Annotated in this window: 19 protein-coding genes; 5 read left to right on the forward strand and 14 right to left on the reverse strand. The window is 57.8% G+C overall.

Annotation, left to right across the window (positions count from 1 at the left end):
- Positions 1-36: 36 nt before the first annotated feature.
- From nepI to ACOTYN_RS09330, 12 genes are all read right to left on the reverse strand, one after another.
- On the reverse strand, positions 37-1,227 hold the full coding sequence (gene nepI, locus ACOTYN_RS09275; RefSeq protein ID WP_014881940.1) for a purine ribonucleoside efflux pump NepI: 1,191 nt from the start codon (positions 1,225-1,227) through the stop codon (positions 37-39).
- 102 nt (positions 1,228-1,329) lie between these two features.
- On the reverse strand, positions 1,330-1,782 hold the full coding sequence (locus ACOTYN_RS09280; protein ID WP_014881939.1) for a DUF1198 domain-containing protein: 453 nt from the start codon (positions 1,780-1,782) through the stop codon (positions 1,330-1,332).
- 94 nt (positions 1,783-1,876) lie between these two features.
- Complete coding sequence (locus tag ACOTYN_RS09285; RefSeq protein ID WP_071922748.1) at positions 1,877-2,896, reverse strand: alpha/beta fold hydrolase; 1,020 nt, start codon at positions 2,894-2,896, stop codon at positions 1,877-1,879.
- A 151-nt stretch (positions 2,897-3,047) separates the two neighbouring features.
- The gene (gene uhpT / locus ACOTYN_RS09290; RefSeq protein WP_045269323.1) at positions 3,048-4,439 is read right to left on the reverse strand and encodes a hexose-6-phosphate:phosphate antiporter; all 1,392 of its coding nucleotides are present in this window, start codon (positions 4,437-4,439) and stop codon (positions 3,048-3,050) included.
- Between the two features lie 140 nt (positions 4,440-4,579).
- The gene (locus ACOTYN_RS09295) at positions 4,580-5,890 is read right to left on the reverse strand and encodes an MFS transporter (RefSeq protein WP_032635256.1); all 1,311 of its coding nucleotides are present in this window, start codon (positions 5,888-5,890) and stop codon (positions 4,580-4,582) included.
- Positions 5,883-7,388 (reverse strand): signal transduction histidine-protein kinase/phosphatase UhpB, encoded by a 1,506-nt coding sequence (gene uhpB, locus ACOTYN_RS09300; RefSeq protein WP_045134486.1) that lies wholly within the window; start codon positions 7,386-7,388, stop codon positions 5,883-5,885. The genes ACOTYN_RS09295 and uhpB overlap by 8 nt, the downstream gene beginning before the upstream one ends.
- A complete protein-coding gene (gene uhpA / locus ACOTYN_RS09305; RefSeq protein ID WP_014881931.1) occupies positions 7,385-7,978 on the reverse strand; it encodes a transcriptional regulator UhpA in 594 nt (197 codons plus the stop codon). Before uhpA ends, uhpB begins: the two co-directional genes overlap by 4 nt.
- A gap of 82 nt (positions 7,979-8,060) precedes the next feature.
- Complete coding sequence (gene ilvN, locus ACOTYN_RS09310; protein ID WP_010426528.1) at positions 8,061-8,348, reverse strand: acetolactate synthase small subunit; 288 nt, start codon at positions 8,346-8,348, stop codon at positions 8,061-8,063.
- A gap of 3 nt (positions 8,349-8,351) precedes the next feature.
- Positions 8,352-10,040 (reverse strand): acetolactate synthase large subunit, encoded by a 1,689-nt coding sequence (gene ilvB, locus ACOTYN_RS09315; RefSeq protein ID WP_023331689.1) that lies wholly within the window; start codon positions 10,038-10,040, stop codon positions 8,352-8,354.
- A gap of 106 nt (positions 10,041-10,146) precedes the next feature.
- The gene (gene ivbL, locus ACOTYN_RS09320; protein WP_023331688.1) at positions 10,147-10,245 is read right to left on the reverse strand and encodes an ilvB operon leader peptide IvbL; all 99 of its coding nucleotides are present in this window, start codon (positions 10,243-10,245) and stop codon (positions 10,147-10,149) included.
- Positions 10,246-10,394: 149 nt separating this feature from the next.
- A complete protein-coding gene (locus ACOTYN_RS09325; protein WP_023331687.1) occupies positions 10,395-10,814 on the reverse strand; it encodes a helix-turn-helix domain-containing protein in 420 nt (139 codons plus the stop codon).
- A complete protein-coding gene (locus tag ACOTYN_RS09330; RefSeq protein ID WP_023331686.1) occupies positions 10,811-11,125 on the reverse strand; it encodes a type II toxin-antitoxin system HigB family toxin in 315 nt (104 codons plus the stop codon). Before ACOTYN_RS09330 ends, ACOTYN_RS09325 begins: the two co-directional genes overlap by 4 nt.
- 487 nt (positions 11,126-11,612) lie before the next feature.
- Between ACOTYN_RS09330 and tisB the strand changes: the two genes are divergently transcribed.
- From tisB to emrD, 4 genes are all read left to right on the forward strand, one after another.
- A complete protein-coding gene (gene tisB / locus ACOTYN_RS09335; protein ID WP_023331685.1) occupies positions 11,613-11,702 on the forward strand; it encodes a type I toxin-antitoxin system toxin TisB in 90 nt (29 codons plus the stop codon).
- Between the two features lie 64 nt (positions 11,703-11,766).
- Positions 11,767-12,213 (forward strand): GNAT family N-acetyltransferase, encoded by a 447-nt coding sequence (locus tag ACOTYN_RS09340; protein ID WP_023331684.1) that lies wholly within the window; start codon positions 11,767-11,769, stop codon positions 12,211-12,213.
- Between the two features lie 62 nt (positions 12,214-12,275).
- On the forward strand, positions 12,276-13,109 hold the full coding sequence (locus tag ACOTYN_RS09345) for an EamA family transporter (RefSeq protein ID WP_071922752.1): 834 nt from the start codon (positions 12,276-12,278) through the stop codon (positions 13,107-13,109).
- 175 nt (positions 13,110-13,284) lie between these two features.
- On the forward strand, positions 13,285-14,469 hold the full coding sequence (gene emrD, locus ACOTYN_RS09350) for a multidrug efflux MFS transporter EmrD (RefSeq protein ID WP_032629627.1): 1,185 nt from the start codon (positions 13,285-13,287) through the stop codon (positions 14,467-14,469).
- Here emrD and ACOTYN_RS09355 read toward each other — a convergent pair.
- Complete coding sequence (locus ACOTYN_RS09355) at positions 14,372-15,460, reverse strand: cellulase family glycosylhydrolase (protein WP_032635252.1); 1,089 nt, start codon at positions 15,458-15,460, stop codon at positions 14,372-14,374. The two genes, emrD and ACOTYN_RS09355, sit on opposite strands and share 98 nt — an antisense overlap.
- 84 nt (positions 15,461-15,544) lie before the next feature.
- Positions 15,545-16,471: a DNA-binding transcriptional regulator DsdC gene (gene dsdC, locus ACOTYN_RS09360; RefSeq protein WP_332957386.1), complete on the reverse strand. Its 927-nt coding sequence runs from the start codon at positions 16,469-16,471 to the stop codon at positions 15,545-15,547.
- Between the two features lie 204 nt (positions 16,472-16,675).
- Between dsdC and dsdX the strand changes: the two genes are divergently transcribed.
- Positions 16,676-18,013 carry a D-serine transporter DsdX gene (gene dsdX, locus ACOTYN_RS09365; RefSeq protein ID WP_332957362.1) on the forward strand — a complete coding sequence of 446 codons (1,338 nt, stop codon included), beginning with the start codon at positions 16,676-16,678 and terminating at the stop codon, positions 18,011-18,013.
- Positions 18,014-18,019: the final 6 nt, after the last annotated feature.

Consider the following 18,019-nt stretch of genomic DNA (forward strand, 5'->3'; position numbering starts at 1 on the left):
GTCCCCTCTCCCCATAGGGGAGAGGGGACATTTGGTTTACTTCGCCTTAACCTTCCCGGCCACCAGCAGCGCTGTCAGCAACATCAGCGTACCGGAAATCACCAGCGGTGACGTCAGTCCCAGATGGTCCAGTGCAACGCCGCCCACCGCCGCGCCGCAGGTGTTTGCCAGTTGGATCACGGCCACCTGAATCGACCCGGCTTTCTCCGCCTGATCGGCCAACGAGCGAGTAATCCACGTCGACCAGCCCACCGGCACCAGCGCAAAAGCAAAGCCCCAGATAACCGCAATCGCCGAGGCGACCCACTTATCGCTGCCCCACAGCACCAGCACCGTGGCACTCACTGCCAGTACCAGCGGCGCGCCAGCCAGCGCCACTTTCAGGGAACGTTTCAGGAACTGTGACGACAGCGACGTACCGACAAAGCTGGCGATACCAAAGCTCAGCAACACCAGGGTCAGACCATCCACGTCAAAGCCCGCCATGGTCATATACACCGGACGGATATAGGTGAAGAAGGCAAACTGCCCGGCAAAGGCCATAAAGATGGCGGTCATCCCCGCCAGCACACCCGGGCGCTTGAGGAGGCTGAACATATTCTGTTTGTGATGCGCCGCTTCGCCCGGCAGGGACGGCAATGCCTTCCATACCCAGATAATACAGAGCACGCCCATCACCGCCGCCGCGTTGAAGACGTTACGCCAGCCGATGATCCCGCCGAGGAAGCTGCCCAGCGGCGCGGCAATCACCAGCGCGATGGAGACCGCGCCGAAGATGACGGACAGCGCTTTCGGCACCGTACGCGCGGGTACCAGGCGCATGGTGAGCGAGGCGGACATCGCCCAGAAACCGCCAAGCCCCAGTCCCAGACAGGCGCGCCCCAGCAGCAACAGGGTGAAGCTCTCCGCGAAAGAGACCAGCAGACAAGAGAGTGTCAGGAGCACGCTGAAGAGAATGACCACTTTGCGGCGGTCAATGGCGCCAATCACCTGCGTAATAAACAGACTGGCGAACATCGCCACAAAGGCGGTCACGGTAACGGACTGCCCCGCCACGCCCTCGGAAATGCCGAGATCCTGCGCCATCGGCGTCAACAGGCTGACCGGCAGAAACTCGACGGTGATCAGGCAGGCAACGCAGAACGCCACGGAGAAAACCGCCGACCAGTTGGGGCGTGAAACCTCTTTGGTCTGCGGTCTGGTCGAGGGCTGGATATGTTCTGTCATGGCGTCACCTGAAGATAAAAACGTGCGGAAAAGTCGCGCAGTTTATCATCAAAAGTGTGACGGATTTAACGTTTAGACAACTTTTGTGGTTTTTAGAGGGAATTAATGCAGGTAAAACACGCCCTCTTCCGGCAGGAAAAGCTGGTTATAGCGTAGCTGAAAGGCATTAAGCTCCTGCGGGTCGGGCTCCATCTCGCGCATAAAGCCGAGCGCCAGACGAATTTGCGCATCGGTGATCGGCGCCCCCAGGCGGGCTTTACGCAGCAGACGGTGCCACGTATGCAGGTTCTCTTCACTGCCGTCGACAATGCAGACCTGCCAGATCAGCAATACCTGCGCCGCGTTTTGCAGATGCGCCTCGTCCGGGCGTTCAAGATAACGGATAAACTCATTCCCGGCTGTTTTACCGAACTGATCGATCATCGACTCAACCGGCATTGGGGTAATCCCCAGCCGTTCGCTTAAACGTTTGATGGCGCGGCGGGAATCTGAGGTCAGGACACGAAATCCCACCACAAACACCACGGCAAGCGTTGCCAGCATTATCCAGACCATGCGTTCTCCTCAGACTAGCCGCTTATCATAGCGGGAAACGCAAGGCCTCGACAGCGGGCAAAATGCTATTAGTGTAGTGAAAAGGGGTGGAAAATCATTCTGAAAGCGGATCGCCGCGCTGAAGCCCCTTTTGCAGTGCCTCGTGGAAGCGCGCAGGATCCTGCATCTGCGGCGCATGACCCATATCGTTAAATTCCACCAGCGTCGCTTGCGGAATGCGTTTTGCCGTCTCTTTGCCCAGCACCGCATAGTTGCCGAGCGTCTTGCGGACCTCCGGCGGGGCGAGGTCTTTCCCGATGGCGGTGTTGTCCTTCGTGCCGATCATCAATAATACCGGCATCTTCAGTTCACTAAATTCGTAGATCACCGGCTGGGTGTAGATCATGTCGTAGAGCAGCGCCGAGTTCCAGGCCACGCGCGCTTTGCCCGGCCCGTTGTTCAGCCCGGCGAGCATGGTCACCCAACGCTCGTATTCCGGCTTCCACTCCCCAGCGTAGTAGGTGTTTTTCTCGTACTGACGAATGCCGTCGGCGCTGACCTTCAGTTCGCGCTGGTACCACTGGTCGACGGTAATATGCGGCACACCGCGCGCTTTCCAGTCTTCCAGCCCAATCGGATTGATCATCACCAACTGTTCCACCTGCTGCGGCCACATTAGCGCGTAGCGCGTCGCCAGCATGCCGCCGGTCGAATGCCCGATAACCGTCACGCGATCGACACCCAGGGATGCGAGCAGCGCATGGGTATTGTCCGCCAGTTGCTGGAAGGTGTACTGATACCGCTCCGGCTTGGTGGATTTACAGAAACCGATCTGGTCGGGTGCCACCACGCGATAACCCCTGGCCGAGAGCGCGTGGATCGTGCCGTCCCAGGTTCCAGCGCAGAAGTTTTTGCCGTGCATCAATACCACGGTGCGACCGTTGGGTTTTTCCGGCTTAACGTCCAGATAAGCCATATCCAGAGACTGGTTTTGCGAGGTAAAGGTAAAGTGTTTTACCGGCCAGCCGTAATCGAAACCTTCCAGCTTTTCGCCGTAGGAAGGGGTATCCGCGGCCATTGCGGGTGACGCCAGCGCCATCAGCAGCGTCAGACAGGATAATCGTCGGGTTAACATGCAGGCTCTCCGTTCTAAGGCTGCACAAAAGGCGGCAGCAAAAATACTGTAGAGTATACAGGGGAGGGAGAGTGTAAAGCGGGGTAAAGGCAGGACGTACAAAACAAAAAAGCCCGGCAAAACGCACCGGGCAAAGAAGTTACCTGCACACTCAGGCTGTTTTCAATTTCTGCACTCGCCTTTCGCGACGAATTTTACGTTCTTCCAGCACCGCAACCATCGCCATCAGAACGATACAGCCAATGGCTGCCGCATCCAGCGCCGCAAAGGTGCCTGCCCAGCCGGTGAGGCCGAAAATTGGCGTACCGTCGGCAATCATCCCCAGCCCCAGCTTGGCGAAGCTGTCGCCGATCAGATAAGCGAAGGTGCCTTTAATCCCATCGGCTGCGCCGATCGCTTTTTTCGGTACAAACCCGACCGCCGCCACGCCAATCAGCAGCTGTGGACCAAATACCAGGAAGCCGAGCGCAAACAGGGACGCCAGGTAAACGTACTGGTTGCTGGCATGCTGATAGACGCCGAGCGTGGCGATAATCAGCGCCAGCGCGACGCAGGCCACCAGCGCGCGGCGGCCATTGGCGAGATCCGAGAGCCAGCCCCACAGCAGCGTACCGACCAGCGCGCCCACTTCAAACAGGGTGAAGCCCTGAATCGCGACTTCTTTAGAAAGCTTCAGCTCCTGGAAGGCATACACCGTCGACCACTGGTCGATGCCGATACGCACCACGTACAGGAAGATGTTTGAGAAGCACAGCAGCCAGATCACTTTGTTTTTCAGCACGTACTCAACAAAGATCTGCCATTTGGTCATCTCGTTTTCTTCGGTCTCTTTGTCCTCTTCGCTGATCTCCTCGCCGAACAACTCTTCGGCTTTGCCGAGGCCGTAAGATTCCGGGGAATCGCTGCCGAAGCGCAGGCCGATAAAGCCGACAATCAGGGCGATAATCGACGGGAAGATAAACATGCCGATCACGTGGCCGTCGAACAGATAGTTCGCGCCGAACAGCGCCACGCCTGCCGCGCCCGCACCGCCGAGGTTATGCGAGATGTTCCACATGCCGAGGTACGAACCACGCTTGCGGCGCGGGGTCCATTTGGTGATGGTGGAGTAGCTGCACGATCCGCCGGTACTCTGGAAGAAACCACTCAGGGCATAGAAAGCGATCATCAGGAACAGGCTCACGGAGCCTGCGCCCATGCTGGCGCTGAAGCCGAGCATACAGATGGCGGAGAGAATCAGCATAAACGGCAGGAACTGCTTGGTATTTTTACCGTCCGCATAGTAGGAAACCACCGTTTTCCCCACCCCGTAGGTGATGGAGAATCCCAGGCCAATCATCCCCAGCTGCGTCATGCTCAGCCCGTAGGTCGAGATCATGTCGTTCTGCGCGATGTTAAAGTTTTTGCGGATCAGGTACATGGTCAGGTAGCCGATGAAGACCACCAGATACGACTGCATGAACGGTTTGAACCACATTTTGCGCCGCACGTCGAGCGGCAGATCCAGGGTCGGCTTGCGCACCTGATTGAGGAAGGCCAGCATGGTTTGCTCCTGAGCTGATTTTTACCTGCGAATGGCAGGCATTGTAAAAATCAGCCGGGAGAGATGCCTGAGACAGCGTCCAGGTAAAACCGGGAAAATTTCTTAGTTTTGCGCCACTCGGCAGTAAAAGGTGAAGTGTGTCACGCTTCGCGCGGGGCCTGCGCGTGCAGGAAGGGCAGCAGCAGCAGGGCAGAGATCCCCGCCGCGATGGCGATGACCGCGAAGAAACCGCTCCAGTGCCAGGTGTCGATCACCCGCGCCAGGGGCCAGCCGGAGAGCGATGCGCCAAGATAGGCAAACAGCCCGACAAACCCCGTCGCCGCACCCGCCGCCTCTTTGTGCGAGCACTCCGCCGCGGCCATGCCGATCAGCATCTGCGGGCCAAACACGAAGAAGCCGATGGTGAAGAAGCATGCCGCCTGCATCACGTAACTGGCGAACGGCATCAGCCACAGCGAGCCGACGGAGAGCAATATCCCGGCGGCGAAGATCAGGTTCATCGGGCCTCGGTTGCCGTTAAACAGCTTGTCCGAGCCCCAGCCTGCCACCAGCGCGCCGATAAATCCGCCCAGCTCGAACATCGTGACCGCCGAGTTGGCGGTGACCAGATCCACCCCGAGCGTCTCCGACATGTACAGATTGCCCCAGTCGTTGATCGCCGCACGTACCACGTAAACCAGCACGTAACAGAGCGAGAGTAGCCAGATGTAGGGATTTTTCAGCACGTATTTGGTCAGAATCTCTTTGCGGGTCAGCCCCGCCCCTTCCTGCTGTTGGGCAATCTCCATCTCGTCGTGCCGCCAGTCGCCCACCGCAGGCAGTCCAACGGTTTGCGGCCTGTCGCGCAGGCGCCAGCAGAGGAACAGCCCGGCAACAATCGCCAGGCCCCCGGCAATCATCATCCCTGCGCGCCAGCCGTAGTGCAGCGCCGCCGCACCGACCACCATCGGGATCAGCGCCCCGCCGACGTTATGCGCGGTGTTCCAGATTGCCCACCAGCCGCCGCGCTCGTTGCGCGAGTACCAGGCGGTGAGCAGGCGGGCACAAACCGGCGCTCCCCAGCCCTGGAAAAAAGCGTTCAGTGCCCACAGCAGGGCAAAGGCCCACAGCGAGGTGGAGAAGCCGAACAGGATATTTACCACGCCGGTGGCAATCAGCCCGACGCCCATAAAGTAGCGCGCGTTGGAGCGGTCGCTGACGATGCCGGAGAAGAACTTCGACAGGCCGTAGGTGATGTAAAACAGCGTCGCCAGCAGGCCGATATCGGTACGCGTCATCACGCCGCTGGCGAGGATTTCCGGCGCGGCGGCGTTAAAGCTTTTGCGGGTAAAGTAAAACAGCGCATAGCCAAGCCAGATGGTCATCAGGATATGGCGACGCCAGTAGCGGTAGCGCGCGTCAATTTCCGCTTTGTCGCCTAGCGGTGAGGCGTTGGCAGGCATTTTAAACATGGTGGTTCCTTAGCGGCAGGCTGACGCTAACGCGCGTCCCGTGGGTACAGGAGATAGCCAGCGTGCCACCCAGCGCCTTCACGCGCTCGCGCATGCCCGCCAGGCCAAAACCCTGCTGGCCGGAGCCCGGCGGCAGGCCGCAGCCGTCGTCTTCAATCACCAGCGTCAGGCGATCGTTCTGCTGGCCGCCCTGAATGGTGACCGCGCTGGCATTGGCGTGTTTGACGATATTATTCAGCCCTTCCTGACAGACGCGGAACAGCGTCACGCGCTGGCCTTCACTCAGCGCAGATTCATTAATTCGCCAGTCGAGATGGCTGACAATGCCGCGGCTTTCCAGCTCCATCTCGCGCATCAGGGAGCGTATCGCCTGCTCAAGTGACAGGTCGTCAAGCTGGCGTGGACGCAGCCGTCCCAGCAAGCGGCGAACGGCGTCATAAACCCCCAGCGAAAGCTGTTCGATATGCGCCCCGCCCTGCTTCACACCGGCATTTTCCGCCGCCAGACGCTGGACAATGCCCGCCTGGGTGCGGATGGCGGTGATGGTCTGGCCGATGTCATCATGCAGCTCACGGGCGACCTCCTGCCGCACGCTCTCTTCCGTCTCCAGCAGACGCTCCGCCAGACGGCGATTACGCGCCAGCTCGTTTTGCAGAGACTGGTTCAGCTCGCGCAAACGCTGGATCCCCGCCCCCAGCAGCAGCCCGGTCAGGCTTTGAGCCAGCAGGGAAAGCAGCAGGTCCACCGGATGGTCGTGCCAGGTCTGGCTGGCAATGAGCGCGATGGCGTTCATCAGCGTGGCAATTAAGGCGCCCTGCCAGCCGTAGTGCCAGGCGAGGGCGATGATCGGCAGCGCCAGACAAAACGGTGTGAAGCGTGAAAGCTCTGCGGGCAGGCCGAGCTGTAGCCACAGGCTCACCACAAACAGCAGCAGATACCAGATGAGATGCCGGGCGCGCCAGTTGACGGGCTGGGAGACCAGCGCAGGCCCCAGCGGCTGCCAGACGGTGCTGGTGAGGTAGTGCCAGAAAACCAGACAGGTCGGCGCAAGGGTCAGCCCGCCGGTGAGGGTCAGCAGCAGGGCGTTGAGCATCTCCTTGTCGCCAGCCCACGGCAGCGATTGCAGCAGCGCGGCGGCAATCAGCGCCGCCCCCTGACGCAGCAGCGTGCGCCAGTCACGCTGGTGACGATAACGGGAAATGAGCGCAACCGGGATAAGCGTGAGCAGGCTTCCGGTCATCAATAATGGCAGCTGCGTGAGCGCAACTTCCTGCGCCAGCCAGACCAGCATCAGCCACTCTGCGCCCAGCAAAACGGGCCAGTAGCCGCGCGGACATTGCAGCATCAACCCCAGACGCAGGCCGAAGGGGAACAGCAATACCGCCAGCTCGGGTCGCTCCACCAGATGCAGGCTGATGCTCCACAGGCAGAACCATGCGGCAGAAAAGATAAAAAAGCTGGCGACGACGGCGATCAGCCGCGAAAACAGCGGGTTCATTGCCAGCTATCAAACATGCGGCGCGCCAGCTCGACATCGTTGCTGACGTTGAGTTTTTCCATCAGATTGGCGCGGTGAACGTGGACGGTTTTTGGCGACAGGTCCAGCTCGGCCGCAATCTCTTTCACCGACATTCCCTGTGCGAGTTTCTCTGCAACCTGACGTTCGCGTTTAGTGAGCGGATCCTGACGTCCGGCCGCCAGCTTAATGGCGATATCCGGTGTTAAATAGCAGCCGCCGGTGGAGACGGTACGCACGGCGGCGATCAGCTCGTCCGGGCTACAGCGTTTTGAGAGGAACCCGCGTGCGCCCGCGTTGAGCGCCTGCTCGACCAGCGCCGGGCTGTCGTGGACCGAGAGCATGATCGTCGCCATCCCTTTCGGCAGCTGGCTTAACAGCTCTAGACCGGAGAGATCCGGCATTGAGATATCGCAGATACAGACCTGCACTCCGCGCCCCGGCAGGCCCGCCAGCGCCTCACGACCGGAGCCAAACTCGGCCACGACCTGAAAATCGGGTTCGAGGTTGAGAAGCTGGGCAAAGCCGGAGCGGACGATAAGGTGGTCGTCGATAAGCGCGATGGTGGTCATGTTTGATCCTGCGGTCTGAAAACGCCGGATGGCGCTGCGCTTATCCGGCCTACAAGAGCGAAAGACGCTTACCTTAAGCGATCTACTCGAAAAACACCGCAATTTTGTTAAACATGGTGGGATCGGACTGGTTGCGCGCCACTTTGGTGACATCTTCCAGCTTGTCGATCTGCGCCATCATCTGCTCCAGACGCTGGTCATCGTTGACCAGTAGCCAGATGCGGCTGTGCTCGCTGCCCTGAATCGGCAGACAGAGAATGCCTTCCACGTTAAACGCCCGGCGGGCAAACAGCCCGCAGACGTGGGTCATGACGCCAGGGTGGTTGCGGACGGTGAGTTCCAGAATGACGTTATCATGTTGTTTCTGCATGGCTTATTCCCCCACCATCTCAGTATTTGCCGCACCCGGCGGCACCATCGGATACACTTTTTGTTCAGGATCGATACGCACGTGGATCAGCGCCGGGCCGGGGCGCGAAATCGCCGCTTGCAGCGCCGCGTGGGCATCCTCTTCGGCGTTCAGATCGCAGGTGTGAAGGCCAAAACCGGCAGCAATCTGCATAAAGTTAATCATTCCCGGATAGGTCGCGGCAAATACGCCCTGCTTGTAGAACAGGCTCTGCTGCTGGTGTACCAGCCCCAGCGCCTCGTTGTTCATCAGAATGATTTTGACGTCTAACTGGTTTTCGGCCGCGGTCGCCATTTCCTGAATGTTCATCATCAGGCTGCCGTCACCGGAGAAGCAGATGACTTTACGGTCCGGATTCGCCAGCGCCGCGCCCACGGCAGCAGGCAGGCCAAAGCCCATGGTGCCGAGGCCACCGGAGGTCAGCCACTGGCGCGGACGGTTCAGCGGGTAGGCCTGGGCGGTCCACATCTGATGCTGGCCCACGTCGGTGGTAATAATCGCGCTGTCGTCCACGCAGGCGGCCACAGCGTTGATAAGACCATAGTGGCTCAGCGGATCGCCCTCGGTCGGGATAGCGCCCGGGAACTCTTTTTGCAAATCGGCGACCAGCTGACGCCAGTCGGCGCGGTCGGCTGCGTCCGTCTGCGGGATCAGCTGCGCCAGCACTTCAGCCACGTCGCCCTGAATGGCCACGTGCGGCTGCTTAATTTTACCCAGCTCGGCGCGGTCGATGTCCACATGGATGATTTTGGCGTTCGGGCAGAACTGCTCGGTTTTGCCAATCGCCCGGTCATCAAAACGCGCGCCCATTACAATCAGCAAATCCGCTTCTTGCAGGATGTAGTTGGTGCTGCGCGCGCCGTGCATGCCCAGCATGCCAAGAGAGAGCGGGTGCGCTTTAGGCAGCATGCCGAGCGCCATCAGGGTCATGGTGGTGGGCAGGCTGGCTTTTTCAGCGAACTGGCGGATTTCATTCGCGGCGTTAACCGCCCCACCGCCCAGATAGAGCACCGGGCGTTTGGCGGCATTAATCATCGCCGCGGCGTCACGCACGCTCTCAGCACTGAATTCCGGCGCGGGGGCACGGTCGCCCGGCTCTGGCAGCACGTCAATCTCGATCTCTGCGGTCTGGACATCCTTAGGAATGTCTATCCACACCGGGCCCGGGCGGCCAGACTGCGCAATGCGAAACGCATCGCTGATAACCTGAGGAAGCTCGCTGATATCGCGAACTAAATAGTTATGTTTGGTGATGGGGATAGAGATGCCGTAGGTATCCACTTCCTGGAACGCATCGGTACCAATCATCGAAGACGGCACCTGGCCGGTAATGCAGATCAGCGGAATGGAGTCGAGGCGCGCGTCGGCGATGGCCGTTACCAGGTTGGTTGCCCCCGGCCCGCTACACGCCATACAAACCGCCGGTTTCCCCTGGGTACGCGCCATGCCCTGCGCGATAAAGCCCGCGCCCTGCTCGTGGCGAGCCAGCACGTGGCGGATTTTTGTGCTTTGGCTTAACGCATCGTACAGCGGCAGCACCGTGCCGCCCGGGATGCCCGCAACCGTGGTGATGCCCTGTCGTTCCAGCAAATGAACGATCAGCTGCGCGCCCGTAAAACGCGTCTTAGTAGATGTTGTGCCCGAACTTGCCATGCTCCAGTCCTTTTCTTCTGAGCCAGCCTTCCGGGGAGGGTCCTAAACGAAAAACCCCGCCCGGTTTGCGCCGGCGGGGTTTTGGATTCGTGTGTTGATCCAGTCCCTACGGCGCATTGCCGACGACCACCACCACACGCACGACGACCACTGCGGCTGGTTGCGCAGTTTTTAGTAGGGTCGAGGTGAACAGAGATGGAGTCATTAGGAACCTGTGTTTGGAATCATTGATTGAATTTATACAAACACAGGTTTTCTGGCGTGACAATGGAAATATTTTCATCTGCGCAAAAATGCGTCAGGGATCACGTTTCGTTTGTTGGGTGATGAAAACAGTAGTCGGACGTGAGTATTTCATTCAATGAACAGCGCAGGCGATACCCCAAAGCGAGCAGCCAGTTTTTTTATATGGTTCAACGTCAGCTGACGTTGACCGTTCAACACCCTTGAAACCATTGATTTACTGCCAATTTCATCCTGAAAATCCGAAATAGTCAGTTTGTATTGATCCATAAGGGTTCTTAAAACGGCAATGCCCACTGGGACAGATTCCATCTCCTGGCGTAAGGCGACAATTTCGGGCCGATTGGCTTCGTAACGACGAATTCTTGCACATACGATATCCAGCAAAGGGCTGCCAGGTTCGTTCATCAGTAAATACTCAACCAGCTCAAGTGCGTCCTGGTAATCTTTCTCGTTTGGATGTTCACCCAATAAAGGAACCGCCGCGACAAGGGCATGCGTTGCTTTCATTGCATCAGCTACGATCATCATTTCTTCCCCTTAGTGCGATGTTTCTCCGTAAAACGGTCATATTCCTTATGAGTAAAAACATGGCGCACATAAAACTTTTGGCTTTCAAAGAATATGAGAGCCACTACTCTGAGGTTGTTGTTAGCAATATCAATAACATAATGCTTATCGAGATACTTCAAATTATCTAGCGTTGGAAAGATTTTTCTTAGCGCAACAGGCGTCGTGCAATGGCTCTTTTCGATGGTTCGCCCCAGAAAAAGAAGCTCCTCTCTGTGTTGCGGAAACTGGATCACCGCATCCAAAATTGCCTTCATTGAGATTAAATGCATACTGCATACCTGCCGCGTCCGTTGCCATTATGGCAACAATATCACGGATTGCCAATTAGTCAACGGAAGGCCTGCTTAGGACGGACCCAGAAAACAAAAAACCCCGCCGGAGCGAGGTTTTTATCAGGGTTTTGCGGTTGGTCGCCGCAGAACACACTGTGTTACGTCAACGCAAAAAGTATACGCGATCGAGGACGAACGCGCAATTCCGGCACGGATTTTGACGTTTTTGAGTATGGATCGCCTTTCGATTTTTGTCCAAAAAATACTGTTCATACATACAGTATTTATCTATACTGAGGGTGTTCGCAGTGAGCGAGGGGGCCGCAGTTCTACCGGCGCAATGAAGTCCTGGCTGAAACGGGTGGTGCCGTCAGTGCCTTAACCCCTGAAGTGAGCACACTGTGTTACGTCAATCCAGGTGCTGGCAACAGGCGGCGGAAAGGTACGCCAGCATCGTGCTCCTTTTTACCAAAAGGAGACGCGTATGGGCATCGTGGATATGGTGATACTTATCCTCAAACTCATTGTTGCAGTATTGCAACTGCTTGATGCTGTCCTGAAATACGTTCGGTAAGTCAGGTTCAAGTCGCACCTGAGAGGGGCGGGCAACCGCCCCTCTTTAATAACGAGGGAATGCTATGTCGCGTCTGTTAATTGAGCCTGTTACGCCTGATGAACCGGGCTATATCGCCCTGAAGGCGGAAAGTATCGCATTGAATTTCAACATGCTGCGCAGGCTGGAAGAAAACTGGCTGCGGGGTGAAAACCGCTTTAACGCGCCGGGCGAAAAGCTGCTGGGGGCGTTTCTTAACGGCAAGCTGGTAGGCGTATGCGGTCTCAACCGCGATCCCTTCAGCCAGCAACCGCGCGCCGGGCGCATTCGCCATCTCTATGTTAGCGAGAAGTGTCGCGGGTTGGGCATCGGCAAACAGCTTTTAACCGTGGTGATGGCCGATGCCAGCATCTGGTTTGATTTCCTGAATACCCACGCGCCGGATACCGCGTATGGGTTCTACCGCCGGGCGGGTTTCACGCTGGTCTCGGATGAGCCGCGGGTGACGCACCGCCTGTTTTGTGCGGTGTAACCGGCTGGCAGCATCAGGACGTGAATGTTACAGTTGAGTGACAATTCACCACCCGATACGCCATGACCATCACCGTATTCTGCATTTTGCTGTTTGCCGCGCTGCTGCATGCCAGCTGGAACGCTATCGTTAAGGCCGGAACGGACAAGCTCTATTCTGCGATAAGCGTCAGCGGCTCCGCTACGCTTATTGCGCTGGTGTTGCTCCCCTTCTCTCCACAGCCTTCTGCTGCAAGCTGGCCGTTTTTAATCGTCTCCTGCGCCTTACAGGTGGTGTACACCGTGCTGGTGGCGAAGACCTATCAGGTCTCGGATATGAGCCAGACCTACCCGCTGATGCGCGGCACCGCCCCACTGCTGGTGGCGCTGATCAGCGTCCTGGCACTTGGCGATCGTCTCTCCTGGCTGGCCTGGTCCGGCATCGGAGTGATCTGCCTGTCGATTCTGGCGATGGCGATGAACGGGCGCATGCAGTCCCGAAAAGGGATCTGGCTGGCGCTACTGAACGCCTGTTTTATCGCCGGATATACGCTGGTGGACGGCACCGGGGTGCGGCTCTCGGACACTGCGCTGGGCTACACGCTGTGGACCTTCTTTATGAACGGTTTTTGCCTGCTGAGCTGGGCGATGGTGGCGCGTCGGCATGAAGCCTTTGGCTACCTGCGTCTGCACTGGAAAAAGGGGCTGCTCGGCGGCGTCGGTACCATGGGCTCGTATGGCCTGGCACTGTGGGCGATGACGCAGGCACCGCTGGCCGTAGTCGCGGCGCTGCGTGAAACCTCGATTCTTTTCGGGGCGCTGATTGCCTTTGTGCTTTTAAAAGAGAAGGTTGCGGGCCTGCGCATCGCTGCGGCGCTGGGTATTGCTGGCGGCGCTATTCTCCTGCGCCTCGCATAAATCACTGGCAACATTAGTTGCCGTTTTTGTTTACAAATCCTGCCTTTTTACGTTCTTCCATTCACCATCACAATGATTAAATTGTCATCTCACTGTGGTAGATTCCTCGCGCATTTGTGGGAATGCGCAGTCACTTATTCTTAATTTTTCTCTTTTGGCAAAAGTATTCAGCGACATGAAAAAACAAAGGAACGTTAACTTATTGTTGATGCTGGTGTTACTGGTGGCCGTCGGTCAGATGGCGCAAACCATCTACATTCCGGCGATCGCCGACATGGCAAAGGAATTAAACGTCCGCGAGGGCGCGGTACAAAGCGTAATGGCCGCCTACCTGCTAACCTACGGCGTTTCACAACTCTTCTATGGCCCGCTGTCCGACCGCGTCGGGCGTCGCCCGGTGATCCTGGTCGGCATGAGCATATTCATGGTGGCGACGGTGATTGCCATCAGCACCCATAGCCTGACCGTATTGATTGCCGCCAGCGCCCTGCAAGGCGTCGGAACCGGCGTCGGCGGGGTGATGGCGCGAACCTTACCGCGCGATATGTACCAGGGCACCCAGCTCCGCCATGCCAACAGCCTGTTGAATATGGGGATTCTGGTCAGCCCGCTGCTGGCACCGCTGATTGGCGGCCTGCTGGACACAATGTGGTCCTGGCGCGCCTGTTACGCCTTCCTGCTGGCGCTCTGCGTGATAGTGACCTTCAGCATGGCACGGTGGATGCCGGAAACGCGCCCGCAGGACGCGCCGCGCACGAAGCTTATCGCCAGCTACAAAACGCTGTTCGGCAACGGTGCGTTTACCTGTTACCTGCTAATGCTGATCGGCGGCCTGGCAGGCATAGCGGTGTTCGAAGCCTGCTCCGGCGTGCTGCTGGGCGCTGGGCTTGGCCTGAGCAGCATGGTGGTGAGTATTCTGTTTATTCTGCCTATCCCGGCGGCGTTCTTCGGCGCCTGGTTTGCCGGACGTCAGAACAAGCGTTTCTCCACCCTGATGTGGCAGGCAGTGATTAGCTGTCTGCTGGCGGGACTGATGATGTGGATCCCGGGGCTGTTTGGCGTGATGACCGTCTGGACGCTGCTGATCCCGGCGGCGCTGTTCTTCTTCGGCGCGGGGATGCTGTTCCCTCTCGCCACCAGCGGCGCGATGGAGCCGTTCCCGTTCCTCGCGGGCACGGCGGGCGCGCTGGTGGGCGGTTTGCAAAACATCGGCTCCGGCGCGCTGGCCTGGCTCTCGGCCATGATGCCGCAGACCGGGCAGGCTAGTTTGGGTTTGCTGATGACGCTGATGGGGCTGCTGATTTTACTGTGCTGGCTGCCGCTGGCGTCGCGTGTCCCGCATCACGAGCAGCCGGTTTAACCGCATGATGGCCCGGCTTGTCGCCGGGCTTTTCACAGACGGGAGCAATCATCGCCTGTAATAACGGCTCTGGCGCAGGTCGCCAGGCGCCCTCTTCCCCGTCGTAAAACTGGAAATCCGCGTTAAGCGCATACGGAATTTTCGCCTTTTGCAGCTCGCAGGCCATAAAGGTGGCGAAGGCCATTTGCGAAGCGGTTGGCGTGAGGTGGTTTGACTCCCCCACGCCCCAGCCTCCGACCCAGCTGACGTGCCCGGTTTTTTGCTGCCAGCGCAGCGCGGTATTGATGCGATTATGGATAGCCGCTTTCTCTGCCGCCGTGCCGGACGTCCACGGGTATTTACCGTTATTTTTCAGCGGCCCCCACGGGAAAATATGCCACTCCGCCAGCAGGAAGTTCTGGCTGTGCGCAGGCAGCTTCAGGCTGGTTAAATCCTCCGGCGCGGCGCGCAGGCGCGGTGCGATGAAAATCATGCGCTGCGGGTCAATGTCATGGATCGCTTTTATGGTTTTTTCATACACGCGATTTAACGACGCGAGGTTGTGGTTGAGCTTGTCGGCGGGCTCGTAAATCAGGTCAAAACCCAACTGCGGGTAGCTCTGGCCGAAATAGTGGGCGACGGCAATCCACCAGTTGATTGTCTCTTTCTCATTATCGGCTTTCGGGTCGTTTTTATATTCATCTGCCTGATAAGCAATAATCGGGATGACACCATACTGCTCGCAGGCTTCCACCAGCTTGCGCAGATGGATGAGCCGCGCTTCCGTCGGCTCATCGGCGACGCGGATGCGCACATGGCTAATGCCTTTTGCACGAAAATCGCGTACCACCAGCGGGTCAAATTCACGTATACCGCGCTCGGTACGCGCCCAGTCTACATCCATCCCCACACCCAGCTGCTGAGCATAGCGGGCAGCCGTCATCGCCGGCTCAGCGGCAATCGCCCAGCCGGAAGAGATCAGTAACGCAGAGGCAATAAAAGGCTTTAACACGGTTTACCCTGGATAAATCGAAAGCATTACCTGTATTTAGCACGCTTTTTCACATTTGGTGTAGCGTCAAAGCGTAATAATTCTTCACCCTGCCCGTTCTCTCAGCCAGCTAATAAAGGCGTCAATTTTCGGCCACTGGCGGCCCGGAAGCGTTGAGATATAGTAATGCTGATGGCATTTGAGGGTCTTTTCACCAAACGGTGCAATCAACTCTCCCTTCTCGAGCCGTTTCTGCACCAGCCGCTTTCTGCCCATCGCCACCCCTACATCATTGATGGCCGCAATAATCGCTAAATCAGAACGATCAAAACCAATCCCCGACGATGACGGCATATTTACCGCAAAATGCTGCGCCCAGCTTTGCCATTCATCCGTACCGGAATCATTGCTCCAGGCCTGACGGTCATGCAGCAACGTACAGTGGCTGAGGTTATGGGGGTTTTTAACCAGTTGATGTTCGCGGGCGTACGCGGGCGAACAAACGGGCAAAATCTCCTCATCCATCAGGAAGTGATGGGAAAGGTGGATTGCCGGCGTATCGTCGAAATAGAGCGCCAGATCGATGCCCGTTCGCTGCATATTGACGTAATCATTTCCGGTCAGGACGGTGAGTGAAATCGACGGATAGCGGCGGGTAAAATCTCCCAGCATGGGAACCAGCCAGCACTGCGCAATCGATGGCCGGGAGTACACCGTTAGCGTACCGGAGAGCGCCTGGTTTTTGATGTCCAGGATCTCCTGATTCAGGGTATCGAGGGAGGATTTAAGGGTCCAGTAAACGCGCTTCCCCTCCTGCGTCAGCTCAACCTTACGGTGCGAGCGCACGAACAGCTGAATACCCAGCTCCTCTTCCAGCAGATTGATGCGATGGCTCACCGCGCTGGGACTGAGCGAGAGCTCCTCCGCGGCCAGCGCGAAGGACTCATGCCGGGCGGCCACTTCAAAGGTGTACATTTTCGACAGCTGCCAGCCGTTTAACAGCCGGTTTCTGGCTTCATTCGCATCGGTCATCACAATTCTCACGCGTGGTTTCTGCGCTCAGCATACCGTTTAAGGGTGAATTTATGTGAACCTAATGCAAGTTAAGTGCGTTTTTTAGAGCGTAGTCACTCAGTTGATCCAATCTGGCTCACCTGAATGCCAATTTATATCGTTTGTCAGCCCCCGCCGTTTTTTCGTCCAATACCCACAGATGACATAAGGGTGAGGTGAGATATGGGATCTCAGGTCTGGGTTGTGGCAACGCTGCTGGTCAGCATTGTGTTAATTGTTTTAACCATCGTTAAGCTGAAGTTTCACCCGTTCCTCGCGCTGCTGCTGGCGAGCTTTTTCGTCGGTGCGATGATGGGAATGAGCCCACTGGATATGGTGAACGCCATTGAGAGCGGGATTGGCGGTACGCTGGGCTTCCTGGCGGCGGTGATTGGTCTGGGCACCATTCTCGGCAAAATGATGGAAGTCTCCGGCGCGGCAGAGCGCATCGGGATCACGCTGCAGCGCTGCCGCTGGCTGTCAGCAGACGTGATTATGGTGCTGGTGGGCCTGATCTGCGGCATTACGTTGTTCGTGGAAGTGGGCGTGGTACTGCTGATCCCGCTGGCGTTTTCCATCGCCAAAAAGACCAACACGTCGCTGCTCAAGCTGGCCATTCCGCTCTGTACTGCGCTGATGGCGGTCCACTGCGTGGTGCCTCCGCATCCAGCCGCGCTGTTTGTGACCAATAAGTTAGGCGCGGATGTCGGAACGGTAATTGTTTATGGTTTGATGGTAGGACTGGTGGCGTCTCTGGTCGGTGGCCCGCTGTTCCTGAAACTGCTCGGCAATCGTCTGCCGTTTAAACCGGTTCCGGCAGAATTTTCAGACCTCAAGGTGCGGGAAGAACACACCCTCCCGTCGCTGGGCGCCACGCTGTTTACGGTTCTGCTGCCAATTGGCCTCATGCTGGTGAAGACCATTGCCGAGCTGAATATGGCAAAAGAAGGTTCGCTGTATACGCTCCTCGAATTTATCGGCAACCCGATCACCGCGATGTTTATCGCCGTGTTTGTCGCCTACTACCTGCTGGGGATCCGCCAGCATATGAGCATGGGGGCGATGCTGACGCACACCGAGCACGGTTTTGGCTCTATCGCCAATATTTTGCTGATTATCGGCGCGGGCGGCGCGTTCAACGCCATCCTCAAAACCAGCGGACTGGCGGACTCACTGGCGCATATTCTCTCGAATCTGCACATGCATCCTATCCTGCTCGCCTGGCTGGTGGCGCTGGTGCTGCATGCCGCCGTAGGCTCCGCCACGGTCGCGATGATGGGCGCCACGGCGATAGTCGCGCCGATGCTGCCGCTCTATCCGAACGTGGGTCCGGAGATCATCACCATTGCCATCGGTTCCGGCGCCATTGGCTGCACGATCGTCACCGATTCTCTCTTCTGGCTGGTGAAGCAATACTGCGGCGCAACCCTGAATGAGACCTTCAAATACTATACGACGGCGACGTTTATCGCCTCGGTGCTTGCACTTGGCGGCACATTCCTGCTTTCTTTCATTATCTGAGCGCGA

It is taken from the genome of Enterobacter cloacae complex sp. IR5458, from assembly GCF_049238025.1.
In the GTDB taxonomy this organism is placed as follows: domain Bacteria; phylum Pseudomonadota; class Gammaproteobacteria; order Enterobacterales; family Enterobacteriaceae; genus Enterobacter; species Enterobacter kobei.

Excerpts from the sequence above, each read along its gene's own strand:
- dsdC (WP_332957386.1), bottom strand. The coding sequence starts at position 16,471 with ATGACCGATGCGAATGAAGCCAGAAACCGGCTGTTAAACGGCTGGCAG.
- ACOTYN_RS09345 (WP_071922752.1), top strand. The coding sequence starts at position 12,276 with ATGACCATCACCGTATTCTGCATTTTGCTGTTTGCCGCGCTGCTGCAT.
- ACOTYN_RS09340 (WP_023331684.1), top strand. The coding sequence starts at position 11,767 with ATGTCGCGTCTGTTAATTGAGCCTGTTACGCCTGATGAACCGGGCTAT.
- dsdX (WP_332957362.1), top strand. The coding sequence starts at position 16,676 with ATGGGATCTCAGGTCTGGGTTGTGGCAACGCTGCTGGTCAGCATTGTG.
- tisB (WP_023331685.1), top strand. The coding sequence starts at position 11,613 with ATGGGCATCGTGGATATGGTGATACTTATCCTCAAACTCATTGTTGCA.
- emrD (WP_032629627.1), top strand. The coding sequence starts at position 13,285 with ATGAAAAAACAAAGGAACGTTAACTTATTGTTGATGCTGGTGTTACTG.
- ACOTYN_RS09280 (WP_014881939.1), bottom strand. The coding sequence starts at position 1,782 with ATGGTCTGGATAATGCTGGCAACGCTTGCCGTGGTGTTTGTGGTGGGA.
- uhpT (WP_045269323.1), bottom strand. The coding sequence starts at position 4,439 with ATGCTGGCCTTCCTCAATCAGGTGCGCAAGCCGACCCTGGATCTGCCG.
- ilvB (WP_023331689.1), bottom strand. The coding sequence starts at position 10,040 with ATGGCAAGTTCGGGCACAACATCTACTAAGACGCGTTTTACGGGCGCG.
- ACOTYN_RS09325 (WP_023331687.1), bottom strand. The coding sequence starts at position 10,814 with ATGATGATCGTAGCTGATGCAATGAAAGCAACGCATGCCCTTGTCGCG.
- ilvN (WP_010426528.1), bottom strand. The coding sequence starts at position 8,348 with ATGCAGAAACAACATGATAACGTCATTCTGGAACTCACCGTCCGCAAC.
- nepI (WP_014881940.1), bottom strand. The coding sequence starts at position 1,227 with ATGACAGAACATATCCAGCCCTCGACCAGACCGCAGACCAAAGAGGTT.
- ACOTYN_RS09295 (WP_032635256.1), bottom strand. The coding sequence starts at position 5,890 with ATGTTTAAAATGCCTGCCAACGCCTCACCGCTAGGCGACAAAGCGGAA.
- ivbL (WP_023331688.1), bottom strand. The coding sequence starts at position 10,245 with ATGACTCCATCTCTGTTCACCTCGACCCTACTAAAAACTGCGCAACCA.
- ACOTYN_RS09330 (WP_023331686.1), bottom strand. The coding sequence starts at position 11,125 with ATGCATTTAATCTCAATGAAGGCAATTTTGGATGCGGTGATCCAGTTT.
- ACOTYN_RS09285 (WP_071922748.1), bottom strand. The coding sequence starts at position 2,896 with ATGTTAACCCGACGATTATCCTGTCTGACGCTGCTGATGGCGCTGGCG.
- uhpA (WP_014881931.1), bottom strand. The coding sequence starts at position 7,978 with ATGACCACCATCGCGCTTATCGACGACCACCTTATCGTCCGCTCCGGC.
- uhpB (WP_045134486.1), bottom strand. The coding sequence starts at position 7,388 with ATGAACCCGCTGTTTTCGCGGCTGATCGCCGTCGTCGCCAGCTTTTTT.